Origin of the sequence: Pseudomonas sp. A214 (assembly GCF_900156295.1) — a bacterium.
In the GTDB taxonomy this organism is placed as follows: domain Bacteria; phylum Pseudomonadota; class Gammaproteobacteria; order Pseudomonadales; family Pseudomonadaceae; genus Aquipseudomonas; species Aquipseudomonas rhizophila.
Map to the genome: position 1 here is coordinate 1,653,241 of NZ_LT707062.1, position 13,283 is coordinate 1,666,523.

Below are 13,283 nucleotides of genomic sequence, written 5' to 3' on the forward strand. Positions count from 1 at the left end.
AATGACTTCTGTTCAGTCCTCAACCCGGTTGCCTTGCGGCAACCGGGTTCTTGATTTGTCCCATGTCCATGTCATGGGCATTCTCAATGTCACTCCCGATTCCTTTTCCGATGGCGGTCGATTCAGTCAGCTTGATGCTGCGTTGCGGCATGCCGAGGCTATGGTCGCCGCCGGCGCGACGTTGATCGATGTCGGCGGTGAGTCGACCCGGCCAGGCGCGCGGGCAGTCTCGCCCACCGAAGAGCTGGAGCGGGTGGCGCCGATTGTCGAGCGCATTCATCGCGAACTTGATGTCATCATCTCGGTGGATACATCAACGCCCGCGGTCATGCGTGAGACTGCACGGCTTGGAGCGGGGTTGATCAACGACGTTCGCTCCTTGCGGCGCGATGGTGCCCTGGATGCCGCAGCGGCTACGGGGTTGCCGGTGTGTCTGATGCATATGCTGGGCGAGCCCGGAACGATGCAGGACGACCCGCACTATCATGATGTGACCAGGGAAGTCGGAGAGTTTTTGGTGGAGCGCCTGGATCAATGTGCCGCCGCAGGTATTCCTGCGCAGCGGATCATTCTTGATCCCGGGTTCGGCTTTGCCAAGACGCTGGCTCACAATCTGAGCCTGTTCAAACATATGGAAGCCTTGCATACCCTGGGGCGGCCCCTGTTGGTCGGGGTTTCGCGAAAGAGCATGATAGGCAATGCCCTGGGTCGTCCCGTGGGGGAGCGCCTGTACGGCGGTCTTGCGCTGGCGGCCCTGGCTATTACAAAAGGCGCACGCATATTGCGGGTGCATGATGTGGTCGAAACGATGGATGTTGTGCGGATGATCGCAGCAGTGGATTCAGCCGAATAAGAATGACGGAGCACTTATGAGCAAGAAATACTTTGGCACCGACGGTATTCGTGGTCGGGTCGGCGAATACCCCATTACCCCTGATTTCATGCTCAAGCTCGGCTGGGCTGCCGGTATGGCATTCCGCAAGATGGGCGCCTGCAAAGTGCTGGTTGGCAAGGACACGCGAATTTCCGGCTACATGTTCGAATCGGCGCTCGAGGCCGGCCTGACTTCGGCGGGCGCCGATGTGATGCTGCTCGGTCCGATGCCGACGCCGGCCATTGCCTACCTGACGCGTACGTTCCAGGCCCAGGCAGGCATCGTAATCAGTGCTTCGCACAACCCGCATGATGACAACGGCATCAAGTTCTTCTCCGGCCAGGGTACCAAGCTGCCGGATGATATCGAGCTGATGATCGAAGAGCTGCTGGACGCGCCGATGACTGTGGTTGAGTCGAGCAAGATCGGTAAAGTGTCGCGGATCAACGATGCGTCAGGTCGTTATATCGAGTTTTGCAAAGGCAGCGTGCCCACCGGTACGAGCTTTTCGGGTCTGAAAATCGTCGTCGATTGTGCTCATGGTGCGACCTATAAAGTCGCGCCAAGCGTATTTCGCGAATTGGGAGCAGAGGTTGTCGTGCTCTCCGCCCAGCCTAACGGGCTGAACATCAACCACAACTGCGGCTCCACTCATACCGAGGCGCTGCAAGCGGCCGTGCTGGCCGAGCAGGCTGATCTCGGGATTGCCTTTGATGGTGACGGTGACCGGGTTCTGATGGTCGATCACACCGGCACTGTCGTCGATGGTGATGAGCTGCTGTTCATCATTGCTCGCGATCTGCACGGGCGCGGCAAGCTGCAGGGCGGCGTGGTGGGGACGTTGATGAGCAATCTCGGGCTCGAGTTGGCCCTGGTGGACCTGGATATTCCCTTCGTACGGGCCAACGTCGGTGATCGCTATGTGATCTCGGAGCTGCTGGAGCGCAATTGGGTGATCGGTGGCGAGAACTCCGGGCATATTGTTTGTTTTGACCACACCACCACTGGCGATGCGATTATCGCTGCTTTGCAAGTGTTGATGGCACTCAAGGCGCGCAATGAAGGGCTTGCGCAGTCGCGTCAGGCATTGCGCAAATGTCCGCAGGTGCTGATTAATGTGCGTTTCGGCGGTGGTGCGAACCCTCTTGAGCATGCGACGGTCAAGCAAGCCAGCGAGCGCGTAACGCAGGCTATGGCCGGGCGTGGGCGCGTGCTATTGCGCAAGTCTGGTACCGAGCCGTTGGTGCGGGTCATGGTCGAAGGCGAGGATGAAGCACAGGTCCGCGGTTATGCTGAAGAGCTGGCGAAGCTTGTTAGTGAAGTTTCTGCCTGAATTCGGCTTGCCAGTCATCAATCGGTTGGGTAACATCTGCGCCCACTTTGACCGACGAGGTACAGCATGCGTCGCCCTATGGTAGCTGGTAACTGGAAGATGCACGGTACCCGCGCCAGCGTCGCTGAGCTGATCAAAGGCCTTCGTCATCTGGCCTTGTCAAGCGGTGTTGACGTCGCGGTATTCCCGCCTTGCCTGTATATCAATCAAGTGGTTGATGGTTTGAAAGGTAAGTCGATTGCGGTTGGTGCGCAGAATTCCGCGGTGGAATCCATGCAGGGCGCGTTGACCGGTGAAATTGCGCCGAGTCAGCTGGTGGATGCAGGTTGTTCCCTGGTTTTGGTCGGGCATTCCGAGCGCCGCATGATCATGGGCGAGCAGGACAAGACCTTGATCCGCAAGTTTGCTGCGGCCCAGGCCTGTGGTCTGATTCCGGTGTTGTGCATAGGTGAAACCCTTGTGCAGCGTGAAGCCGGTAAGACCCTTGAAGTTGTCGAGCGTCAGCTGGGCAGCATCATCGAGGAGCTGGGTGTCGGTGCTTTTGCAAAGGCGGTCATTGCTTACGAGCCGGTCTGGGCCATTGGCACCGGGCTGACTGCTTCGCCGCAACAGGCGCAGGATGTGCACGCCGCCATCCGCGCGCAGTTGGCGGCAGAGAATTCTGAAGTGGCACGAGGTGTGCGGCTTCTATACGGCGGCAGCGTGAAGGCGGCCAATGCGGTCGAACTGTTCGGCATGCCGGATATCGATGGGGGGCTCATTGGTGGAGCGTCCCTGAATGCAGATGAGTTCGGTGCGATCTGTCGCGCCGCGGGAAACTGAAAAAATGCTGGAAACAGTCGTAGTCGTTTTTCATCTGCTGGGTGCATTGGGTGTAGTTGCCCTGGTATTGCTGCAGCAGGGTAAAGGTGCGGATGCTGGTGCGTCTTTCGGTGCAGGTGCTTCAAATACTGTGTTCGGAAGCCAAGGTTCCTCTACCTTTCTTAGTAAGTTTACTGCTATACTTGCCGCCGGTTTCTTCATAACCAGCTTGGGGTTAGGTTACTTTGCTAAAGAGAAGGCTCAAGAGCTGACTCAAGTAGGTTTGCCAAATCCAGCAGTGTTGGAAGTACCAAAGCAACAACCGGCTTCTGATGATGTACCGGTGCTTCAAGAGCAACAGTCGGCCAATCCGGCGACTGACGTGCCTCCAGCTCAAGAGCAGAAGTAAGAAGGTTTCAAACGCTGTATTGCCGAGGTGGTGGAATTGGTAGACACGCAACCTTGAGGTGGTTGTGCCCATAGGGTGTAGGGGTTCGAGTCCCCTTCTCGGTACCAATTATCAGGAGAGCCCGCGATTGCGGGCTTTCTTGTAGGTGGAAGGGTTACATTGACCCTGTAAGGGATCGGTCGTATACTTCCGCCCCAGCTTTGTCGCGGGATGGAGCAGTCTGGTAGCTCGTCGGGCTCATAACCCGAAGGTCGTCGGTTCAAATCCGGCTCCCGCAACCAGTTTCAGGGGCCCCTTCCAAGGGGCTTTTTGTTAGCTGGACACTTTATAACGCCGCTGTTCAACGGCGTTTCAGGGATGGGCTATTCGCCCATTTTTTTTTATTTGCACAGCATGCACAAACATGCACGAGGGGGTTCAGGTGTCGAGCAAGCTAGAACAGTTGCAGGCCTTGTTGGCCCCGGTGGTCGTGGCCCTTGGCTATGAATGCTGGGGTATTGAGTTTTCGGCTCAAGGTCGCCACTCACTGTTGCGCGTTTATATCGATAAGGAAGGCGGCGTATTGGTGGATGACTGCGCCATCGTCAGCCGTCAGATCAGCGGTGTATTGGATGTCGAAGATCCAATCACTTCCGAATACACCCTTGAAGTTTCCTCGCCTGGCATGGAACGCCCTCTGTTCACCCTTGAACAGTTCGCTTCGTTTGCCGGTGAACAAGTGAAGATCAAGCTGCGCTCGCCCTTCGAGGGTCGACGCAACTTTCAAGGCCTTCTGCGCGGTGTAGAAGAGCAGGATGTCGTGGTGCAGGTAGAAGACCATGAGTTCCTGTTGCCGATCGATATGATCGACAAGGCCAACATTATTCCCAGTTTTGACTGATACGTGCCAGATACTGCGGATCCCGCGGATCCAATGGCTTGCGAAAGGCGAGGCGTACGATGAGCAAAGAAGTACTGCTGGTTGTTGAGTCGGTATCCAATGAAAAGGGCGTACCGGCTAACGTTATTTTTGAAGCGCTGGAGCTGGCTCTGGCCACTGCTACCAAGAAGCGGTTTGAAGACGAAGTTGATTTGCGTGTGGAAATCAATCGCCACACCGGTGCCTATGAGACTTTCCGTCGCTGGACGGTCGTCGAAGAAGCCGACCTGGACGATCCGGCTATCGAAACCTGGCCAAGCAAGGTTGCAGAAACGCATCCTGGCGCCAAGGTAGGTGATGTAGTCGAAGAGAAGATCGAATCCATCGAGTTCGGTCGTATTGCTGCGCAGACCGCCAAGCAGGTCATTGTGCAGAAAGTTCGCGAAGCCGAGCGTGCGCAAGTCGTCGATGCTTATCGCGAGCGCCTGGGTGAAATCATCTCCGGCACCGTGAAGAAAGTCACCCGCGACAACGTGATTGTCGACCTGGGCAACAACGCTGAAGCGTTGCTGGCTCGTGAAGACATCATTTCTCGCGAAACTTTCCGGGTTGGCGTGCGACTGCGTGCGCTGCTCAAGGAAATCCGCACCGAGAACCGGGGCCCGCAGCTGATCCTGTCGCGTACCGCGCCGGAAATGCTGATCGAGTTGTTCCGCATCGAAGTGCCGGAAATTGCTGAAGGCCTGATCGAAGTAATGGCCGCCTCCCGTGATCCGGGTTCGCGTGCCAAGATCGCGGTCCGCTCCAAGGACAAGCGCATCGACCCGCAAGGTGCCTGCATTGGCATGCGTGGTTCGCGTGTCCAGGCCGTATCCGGCGAGTTGGGCGGCGAGCGTGTGGATATCGTCCTGTGGGACGACAACCCGGCTCAGTTCGTGATCAACGCCATGTCGCCTGCTGAAGTGGCGGCAATTATCGTCGACGAAGATGCCCATGCAATGGACATCGCCGTTGGCGCAGACAATCTCGCTCAGGCCATCGGTCGCGGTGGTCAGAACGTGCGTCTGGCTAGCCAATTGACTGGCTGGACACTGAACGTGATGACCGAATCGGACATCCAGGCTAAGCAGCAAGCTGAAACCGGCGATATCCTGCGCAACTTCATCGAAGAGCTTGAAGTCGATGAAGAGCTGGCGCAGGTGCTGGTGGATGAAGGCTTTACCAGCCTGGAAGAGATTGCCTACGTACCGGTGGAGGAAATGCTCAACATCGACGGCTTTGACGAGGACATCGTCAACGAGCTTCGCGCTCGGGCCAAGGATCGTTTGTTGACCAAAGCCATCGCTACTGAGGAAAAGCTGGCAGACGCCCATCCGGCCGAAGACCTGCTCTCGCTTGAGGGCATGGACAAGGATTTGGCGATGGAACTGGCGGTGCGCGGCGTAATTACCCGCGAAGACCTGGCCGAGCAGTCTATTGACGATCTGCTCGACATCGACGGCATTGACGATGATCGTGCCGGCAAGTTGATCATGGCCGCCCGAGCCCACTGGTTCGAGTAATTAGGCGCGGCCTGAGGAGAGAAGTGCATGACGCAAGTCACGGTGAAACAACTGGCCGATGAGGTCAAAACACCGGTAGAGCGCCTGTTGCAGCAGATGCGTGAGGCAGGTCTGCCGCACACCGCCGCCGAGGAACATGTGACCGACAGTGAGAAGCAGTCCCTGCTGACTCACTTGAAGAGCAGTCACAAGGCGAAAGTGGAAGAACCGCGCAAGATCACTCTGCAGCGTAAAACCACCAGCACCCTGCGTGTTGCCGGTAGCAAAAGCATCAGCGTTGAAGTACGCAAGAAGAAAGTCTTCGTACAGCGCAGCCCGGAAGAAATCGAAGCCGAGCGCAAACGCGAACTGGAAGAACGTCGCGCAGTAGAAAATGCTGCACGTCAGAAGGCTGAAGAAGAAGCCAAGCGTCGCGCCGAAGAAGAAGCGCGTCGCCAGCCTGCTGCTGCGCAATCCGCTCCGGCCGAAGCCGTTGCGGCTCCAGCCCCGGCAGCCGAGCCTGTGCGTGAAAGCGCGCCGGTCCCGGCACCCGCTCCAGCACCTGCGGCCGATACCCGCAAGCGCGACGAACAGCGTCGTCCGGACAAACCACGTGCCGACGACAACCGTCGGGGCAGTGGTGATGGCGAGCGCAAAAACGCTCCTCATCGTGCTTCGGTCAAGGAAAAGGCGCCAGCGCCACGCGTTGCGCCACGTACCACCGACGAAGAAAGCGATGGCTTCCGTCGTGGCGGTCGCGGCAAGGCCAAGCTGAAGAAACGCAACGCCCACGGTTTCCAGAGCCCTACCGGCCCTGTCGTGCGTGAAGTGAAAATCGGCGAGACCATCACTGTGGGCGATCTGGCCCAGCAGATGTCGGTCAAGGCTGCTGAAATCATCAAGTTCATGTTCAAGCTGGGTACGCCGGCCACCATCAACCAGGTACTGGATCAGGAAACTGCCCAACTGGTTGCTGAAGAGCTGGGCCACAAAGTGACCCTGGTCAGCGACACTGCCCTGGAAGATTCCCTGGCCGAGTCCCTGAAGTTTGAAGGCGAGGCGGTTTCCCGTGCTCCGGTCGTGACCGTAATGGGCCACGTTGACCACGGTAAAACCTCCCTGCTCGACTATATCCGTCGTGCGAAGGTTGCGGCAGGCGAGGCGGGTGGTATCACCCAGCACATCGGCGCCTACCACGTTGAAACCGACCGCGGCATGGTGACGTTCCTCGACACCCCGGGTCACGCTGCGTTTACCGCAATGCGTGCCCGTGGTGCCAAAGCGACCGACATCGTGATCCTGGTGGTAGCAGCGGACGACGGCGTGATGCCACAAACCATCGAAGCCGTTCAGCATGCCAAGGCAGCTGGCGTCCCTCTGGTGGTTGCGGTGAACAAGATCGACAAGCCGGGCGCCGATCTCGATCGCATCCGTAGCGAACTGTCGGTTCACGGCGTGACTTCCGAAGAGTGGGGTGGCGACACTCCATTCGTACCGGTCTCTGCGAAGATGGGTACCGGCGTTGACGAACTGCTCGAAGCCGTTCTGTTGCAAGCCGAGGTTCTGGAACTGACTGCTACACCTTCGGCTCCTGGCCGTGGCGTGGTCGTCGAATCGCGTCTCGACAAGGGCCGTGGCCCGGTTGCGACCGTTCTGGTTCAAGACGGTACCCTGCGCCAGGGCGACATGGTGCTGGTCGGTTCGAACTATGGCCGCGTGCGCGCCATGCTCGACGAGAACGGCAAGCCCATCAAGGAAGCAGGTCCTGCTATCCCGGTCGAGATCCTCGGCCTGGACGGCACTCCGGACGCTGGCGACGAGATGAGCGTTGTGGCTGACGAGAAGAAAGCCCGTGAAGTGGCTCTGTTCCGTCAAGGCAAGTTCCGCGAAGTCAAACTGGCTCGTGCTCACGCCGGCAAGCTGGAAAACATCTTCGAGAACATGGGTCAGGAAGAGAAGAAGACGCTCAACATCGTCCTCAAATCCGACGTCCGTGGATCGCTGGAAGCGTTGAACGGCGCCTTGAATGGCCTGGGTAACGACGAAGTGCAAGTGCGCGTGGTCGGTGGCGGTGTCGGTGGTATCACCGAATCCGACGCCAACCTGGCACTGGCCTCCAACGCTGTACTGTTTGGCTTCAACGTGCGTGCCGATGCCGGCGCTCGCAAGATCGTCGAGCAGGAAGGTCTGGATATGCGTTACTACAACGTGATCTACGACATCATCGAAGACGTCAAGAAAGCCCTGACCGGTATGTTGGGCAGCGATGTTCGCGAGAACATCCTGGGTACCGCTGAAGTGCGTGACGTGTTCCGTTCGCCGAAGTTTGGCGCGATCGCCGGTTGCATGGTGATCGAAGGTGTCGTTCACCGTAACCGTCCAATCCGTGTACTGCGTGAAGACATCGTTATCTTCGAAGGCGAGCTGGAATCCCTGCGCCGCTTCAAGGATGACGCTTCGGAAGTCCGCGCTGGCATGGAATGCGGTATTGGCGTCAAGAGCTACAACGACGTCAAGGTCGGCGACAAGATCGAAGTCTTCGAGAAGGTCCAGGTTGCTCGCAGCCTCTGACTCGCGTACTTCAAGAGCCGCACCGGGCAGTCGCATGAACATGCGCTGCCTCTCAGGCGGACTCTAAACGCAACGCCCGGTCTGGCTTTTGTCAGGCCGGGCGTTTGCCGCTTTCAGACCTCACGGGATTGACCGTGGGGCAGTAACAGGTAACAAGACATGGCAAAAGAATATAGCCGTACCCAACGAATCGGCGATCAGATGCAGCGCGAGCTGGCCCAACTGATCCGTCGCGAAGTCAAAGACCCGCGCGTCGGCCTGGTCACCATTACCGCAGTGGAAGTCAGCCGTGACGTCGGTCATGCAAAGATTTTCATCACCGTGATGGGGCAGGACAGCGCCGAAGAAATCGCCCAAAGCATCAAGGTGCTCAACTCGGCTGCCGGTTTTCTGCGGATGCAGTTGGCCCGTGAGATGAAGCTGCGCAGCGTTCCACAGTTGCACTTCCACTACGACGAAAGCGTCGTGCGGGGCGCGCATCTGTCGGCCCTGATCGAGCGCGCCGTGGCTGAAGACAGTCAGCACCCGGTTGCGGCTGAACCCGAAGACACCAAGGAGTAATCGGTGGCTCAGGTCAAACGTATCCGCCGCAACGTCAGCGGCATCATCCTGCTCGACAAACCGCTGGGATTCACCTCCAATGCGGCGCTGCAGAAGGTTCGCTGGCTGCTCAATGCCGAGAAAGCCGGGCACACCGGCAGCCTTGATCCGCTGGCTACCGGCGTGTTGCCACTGTGTTTTGGCGAGGCGACCAAGTTCTCTCAGTATTTGCTCGATTCGGACAAGGGCTACGAAACCCTGGCGCAACTGGGCAAGACCACCACCACGGCGGACGCCGAAGGTGAGGTGTTGCTGGAGCGGCCGGTGACCGTTGGTCAGGCTGATATCGAGGCTGTGTTGCCGGGTTTTCGCGGACAAATCAGCCAGATACCGCCGATGTACTCTGCTCTCAAGCGTGATGGCCAGCCGTTATACAAACTGGCCCGTGCAGGCGAAGTAGTGGAGCGTGAACCGCGTTCTGTTACTATTGCGCGCTTGGAATTGCTGGCCTTTGACGGTAATACTGCGCGGCTGGCAGTCGATTGCAGCAAAGGCACCTATATCCGCACCCTGGTGGAGGATATTGGTGAAAAGCTCGGCTGTGGTGCGTACGTGGCCGAACTGCGACGGACCCAGGCCGGACCTTTCACGCTGGCCCAGACGGTCACGCTGGAAGAGCTCGAAGCGGTACATGCCGAAGGCGGCAACGAAGCGGTTGACCGTTTCCTGATGCCATCGGACAGCGGCCTGCTGGACTGGCCACTGTTGCAGTTCTCCGAGCACAGCGCGTTCTACTGGCTCAACGGCCAACCGGTACGTGCTCCGGATGCACCGAAGTTCGGCATGGTACGGGTACAGGATCACAATGGCCGCTTCATCGGTATCGGTGAAGTGAGCGAAGACGGGCGCATTGCGCCGCGTCGACTGATTCGGTCGGAATGACCGGAACCAGCCTGTGTAACAGCAGGTTGGCGAGTGTGGCTGTTAACAGGCACGGTCACTACTCATTTATAGATACAGGGATTTGTCCCTGGCCTGTTGGTACGGTTTCCTTGGGAACGGTACCTTACAAGAGGAAAGCCACATGGCACTCAGCGTTGAAGAAAAAGCTCAGATCGTGACCGACTACCAGCAAGCTGTTGGTGATACTGGTTCGCCAGAAGTGCAAGTTGCACTGCTGACCGCCAACATCAACAAACTGCAGGGTCACTTCAAGGCCAACGGTAAAGATCACCACTCCCGTCGTGGTCTGATCCGCATGGTAAACCAGCGTCGTAAGCTGCTGGATTACCTCAAGGGTAAGGACGTAAGTCGTTACAGCACCTTGATCGGTCGCCTGGGTCTGCGTCGCTAATCAGCGATTGCGCTATGAGGTTGGTTGTCTGCCTGTTGCCTGCGTTTTGCGCCGGCAGCCGGCAGGCTCCCAGCCTCAAGTTTTATCTGGACAGTCGTTGGGCCGATTCCCCGCACTGCCCAAGAATTTCGCAAGAAGACAAGTTCCCCAAGAGCCACAAAGAAGGTAGGACACCGTGAACCCGGTAATCAAAAAATTCCAGTTCGGTCAGTCGACCGTTACCCTCGAGACTGGCCGTATCGCCCGTCAGGCCTCCGGCGCAGTGCTGGTCACCGTTGACGACGACGTCAGCGTATTGGTGACCGTTGTCGGTGCCAAGCAAGCCGATCCAGGCAAGGGCTTCTTCCCTCTGTCTGTCCACTACCAGGAAAAGACTTACGCTGCCGGTAAGATCCCTGGCGGTTTCTTCAAGCGCGAAGGCCGTCCTTCCGAGAAGGAAACCCTGACTTCCCGACTGATCGACCGTCCGATCCGTCCGCTGTTCCCAGAAGGCTTCATGAACGAAGTGCAGGTTGTCTGCACCGTCGTTTCCACCAGCAAGAAGACTGATCCGGACATCGCTGCGATGATCGGTACTTCGGCCGCGCTGGCGATCTCCGGCATTCCTTTCGATGGTCCGATCGGCGCTGCCCGTGTTGCGTTCCACGAAAGCACCGGCTACCTGCTGAACCCGACCTACGAGCAACTGAAAGCTTCGAGCCTGGACATGGTCGTGGCCGGTACTTCCGAAGCCGTGCTGATGGTTGAATCCGAAGCCAAAGAGCTGACCGAAGACCAGATGCTGGGCGCTGTACTGTTCGCCCACGACGAGTTCCAGGTGGTGATCAACGCCGTCAAGGAACTGGCCGCCGAAGCCGCCAAGCCAACCTGGACCTGGGCTCCACAAGCCGAAGCCACCGAACTGCTGGGCGCGATCCGTGCCGAGTTCGGCGAAGCGATCTCCCAGGCTTACACCATCACCGTCAAGGCCGACCGTTATGCGCGCCTGGGTGAGCTGAAAGACCAGGTAGTTGCCAAGCTGTCCGGTGAAGAAGGCCAGCCGACTGCCGCTGAAGTCAAAGCCGCTTTCGGTGAAATCGAATACCGCACCGTTCGCGAAAACATCGTCAACGGCAAGCCACGTATCGACGGTCGCGACACTCGCACCGTGCGTCCGCTGAACATTGAAGTCGGCGTTCTGCCAAAGACCCACGGTTCGGCGCTGTTCACCCGTGGCGAAACCCAGGCCCTGGTCGTTGCAACACTGGGCACCGCCCGTGACGCGCAACTGCTGGACACCCTGGAAGGCGAGAAAAAAGACCCGTTCATGCTGCACTACAACTTCCCTCCGTTCTCGGTGGGCGAGTGTGGTCGCATGGGTGGCGCCGGTCGTCGCGAAATCGGTCACGGCCGTCTGGCCCGTCGTTCGGTCCAGGCCATGCTGCCAGCCGCTGACGTGTTCCCGTACACCATTCGCGTGGTATCGGAAATCACCGAGTCCAACGGTTCGAGCTCCATGGCTTCGGTCTGCGGCGCTTCCCTGGCCCTGATGGACGCCGGTGTGCCGATGAAAGCTCCGGTTGCCGGTATCGCCATGGGTCTGGTGAAAGAAGGCGAGAAGTTCGCCGTCCTGACCGACATCCTGGGTGACGAAGACCACCTGGGCGACATGGACTTCAAAGTGGCCGGTACCGCCAAAGGCGTGACCGCACTGCAGATGGACATCAAGATCAAGGGCATCACCGAAGAGATCATGGAAATCGCCCTGGGCCAAGCCCTGGAAGCGCGCCTGAACATCCTCGGCCAGATGAACCAGATCATTGGTCAGTCGCGTACCGAGTTGTCGGAAAACGCTCCGACAATGATCGCGATGAAAATCGACACCGACAAAATCCGTGATGTCATCGGTAAAGGCGGCGCGACCATCCGTGCGATCTGTGAAGAAACCAAGGCTTCGATCGACATCGAAGACGACGGCTCGATCAAGATCTTCGGCGAAACCAAGGAAGCGGCAGAAGCAGCACGTCAGCGCGTCCTGGGCATCACCGCAGAAGCCGAGATCGGCAAGATCTACGTGGGCAAGGTTGAGCGTATCGTCGACTTCGGCGCGTTCGTCAACATCCTGCCGGGCAAGGACGGTCTGGTTCACATCTCCATGCTGAGCGATGCTCGCGTCGAGAAAGTGACCGACATCCTCAAAGAAGGTCAGGAAGTGGAAGTGCTGGTACTGGACGTGGACAACCGCGGTCGTATCAAGCTGTCCATCAAGGACGTAGCGGCAGCCAAGGCGTCGGGCGTTTAATCACCCCCTCGCTTAGCCGCTGAACAAGCAAACGCCCCGACTGGTTCGGGGCGTTTTGCTGTGTGCGGGAAATCACCGTGTCGCAGGTTGCCTGGCCATAAGCTCAGTGCTAGGTTTAGCCCACCGCCCGTGTAGCTCAGCCGGTAGAGCAGCGCACTCGTAACGCGAAGGTCGCAGGTTCGATTCCTGTCTCGGGCACCAGGTTCTTCTCACTTGCGGTTGTTGCACAGGCTTGTGTCTCTGTTAGGATTCCCCTGTCCCAAAAAGCACACACATTTGTTTTCAGATGATCCCCGAATGGTTCTGAAGGCCAGATAAACCGGGCTTCACACGGTTTTTTGCGTCAGAGAGATCCTTGATGATCCAGATCCATCTTCCATTCCCCAGATCAACGAGAACGCCATGACTGCTAAAGCATTGACCCAGGAAGCCAGACACGAAGAAGCACTGAAGAAGTACGTGCTGGATGCGCCCCAGTTGCTCGAAGAGATCAAGGACCTGAGCGCCGACGATCAAAAAGACCAGATCCAGTGGGCGTTCGAGGATGAGGCCGAAGCCCAGGGATTACAGCCTTGGGAGTTGACGCTCAAGTACACCAGCACACCTGAAGAGTTCGAGGAACAGCGCCTTGCCTTGCACAAGGAAGCGGCCGAGGTACTGGGTGTGGAATGGGATGAATACTGCGAGATGAATAATCTGGTGGTCTGATAAAAACGCCAG

General features: G+C 58.1%; 12 protein-coding genes and 3 tRNA genes. All 15 read left to right on the top strand.

Annotated features, from left to right (window positions below):
- Position 1 precedes the first annotated feature (1 nt).
- The 15 genes from folP to BW979_RS07575 all read left to right on the top strand — a co-directional run bounded on the left by folP (position 2) and on the right by BW979_RS07575 (position 13,271).
- Positions 2-853 carry a dihydropteroate synthase gene (gene folP / locus BW979_RS07505; RefSeq protein ID WP_076383529.1) on the top strand — a complete coding sequence of 284 codons (852 nt, stop codon included), beginning with the start codon at positions 2-4 and terminating at the stop codon, positions 851-853.
- A gap of 16 nt (positions 854-869) precedes the next feature.
- Complete coding sequence (gene glmM / locus BW979_RS07510) at positions 870-2,207, top strand: phosphoglucosamine mutase (protein WP_047229057.1); 1,338 nt, start codon at positions 870-872, stop codon at positions 2,205-2,207.
- Between the two features lie 66 nt (positions 2,208-2,273).
- Positions 2,274-3,029, top strand: a complete 756-nt coding sequence (gene tpiA / locus BW979_RS07515) for a triose-phosphate isomerase (protein ID WP_047229056.1) — start codon at positions 2,274-2,276, stop codon at positions 3,027-3,029.
- A gap of 4 nt (positions 3,030-3,033) precedes the next feature.
- Positions 3,034-3,417: a preprotein translocase subunit SecG gene (gene secG / locus BW979_RS07520; RefSeq protein ID WP_047229055.1), complete on the top strand. Its 384-nt coding sequence runs from the start codon at positions 3,034-3,036 to the stop codon at positions 3,415-3,417.
- Positions 3,418-3,438: 21 nt separating this feature from the next.
- Positions 3,439-3,524 (top strand) — tRNA-Leu (locus BW979_RS07525).
- Between the two features lie 97 nt (positions 3,525-3,621).
- A tRNA-Met gene (locus tag BW979_RS07530) sits at positions 3,622-3,698 on the top strand.
- 140 nt (positions 3,699-3,838) lie between these two features.
- Positions 3,839-4,297, top strand: coding sequence for a ribosome maturation factor RimP (gene rimP / locus BW979_RS07535; protein WP_025211790.1), 459 nt, complete (start codon positions 3,839-3,841; stop codon positions 4,295-4,297).
- Positions 4,298-4,356: 59 nt separating this feature from the next.
- Positions 4,357-5,838 (top strand): transcription termination factor NusA, encoded by a 1,482-nt coding sequence (gene nusA, locus BW979_RS07540; RefSeq protein ID WP_047229054.1) that lies wholly within the window; start codon positions 4,357-4,359, stop codon positions 5,836-5,838.
- Between the two features lie 27 nt (positions 5,839-5,865).
- Entirely contained in the window at positions 5,866-8,388 is a 2,523-nt protein-coding gene (gene infB, locus BW979_RS07545) for a translation initiation factor IF-2 (protein WP_047229053.1), read from the top strand.
- 159 nt (positions 8,389-8,547) lie between these two features.
- Positions 8,548-8,949 (top strand): 30S ribosome-binding factor RbfA, encoded by a 402-nt coding sequence (gene rbfA, locus BW979_RS07550; RefSeq protein WP_003177871.1) that lies wholly within the window; start codon positions 8,548-8,550, stop codon positions 8,947-8,949.
- Positions 8,950-8,952: 3 nt separating this feature from the next.
- Complete coding sequence (gene truB / locus BW979_RS07555) at positions 8,953-9,870, top strand: tRNA pseudouridine(55) synthase TruB (RefSeq protein WP_076383530.1); 918 nt, start codon at positions 8,953-8,955, stop codon at positions 9,868-9,870.
- A 142-nt stretch (positions 9,871-10,012) separates the two neighbouring features.
- Complete coding sequence (gene rpsO, locus BW979_RS07560; protein WP_024684882.1) at positions 10,013-10,282, top strand: 30S ribosomal protein S15; 270 nt, start codon at positions 10,013-10,015, stop codon at positions 10,280-10,282.
- A 175-nt stretch (positions 10,283-10,457) separates the two neighbouring features.
- Positions 10,458-12,563, top strand: coding sequence for a polyribonucleotide nucleotidyltransferase (gene pnp / locus BW979_RS07565; protein WP_047229052.1), 2,106 nt, complete (start codon positions 10,458-10,460; stop codon positions 12,561-12,563).
- A 125-nt stretch (positions 12,564-12,688) separates the two neighbouring features.
- Positions 12,689-12,764 (top strand) — tRNA-Thr (locus tag BW979_RS07570).
- 201 nt (positions 12,765-12,965) lie between these two features.
- Entirely contained in the window at positions 12,966-13,271 is a 306-nt protein-coding gene (locus BW979_RS07575) for a DUF6388 family protein (RefSeq protein ID WP_047229051.1), read from the top strand.
- Positions 13,272-13,283 lie beyond the last annotated feature (12 nt).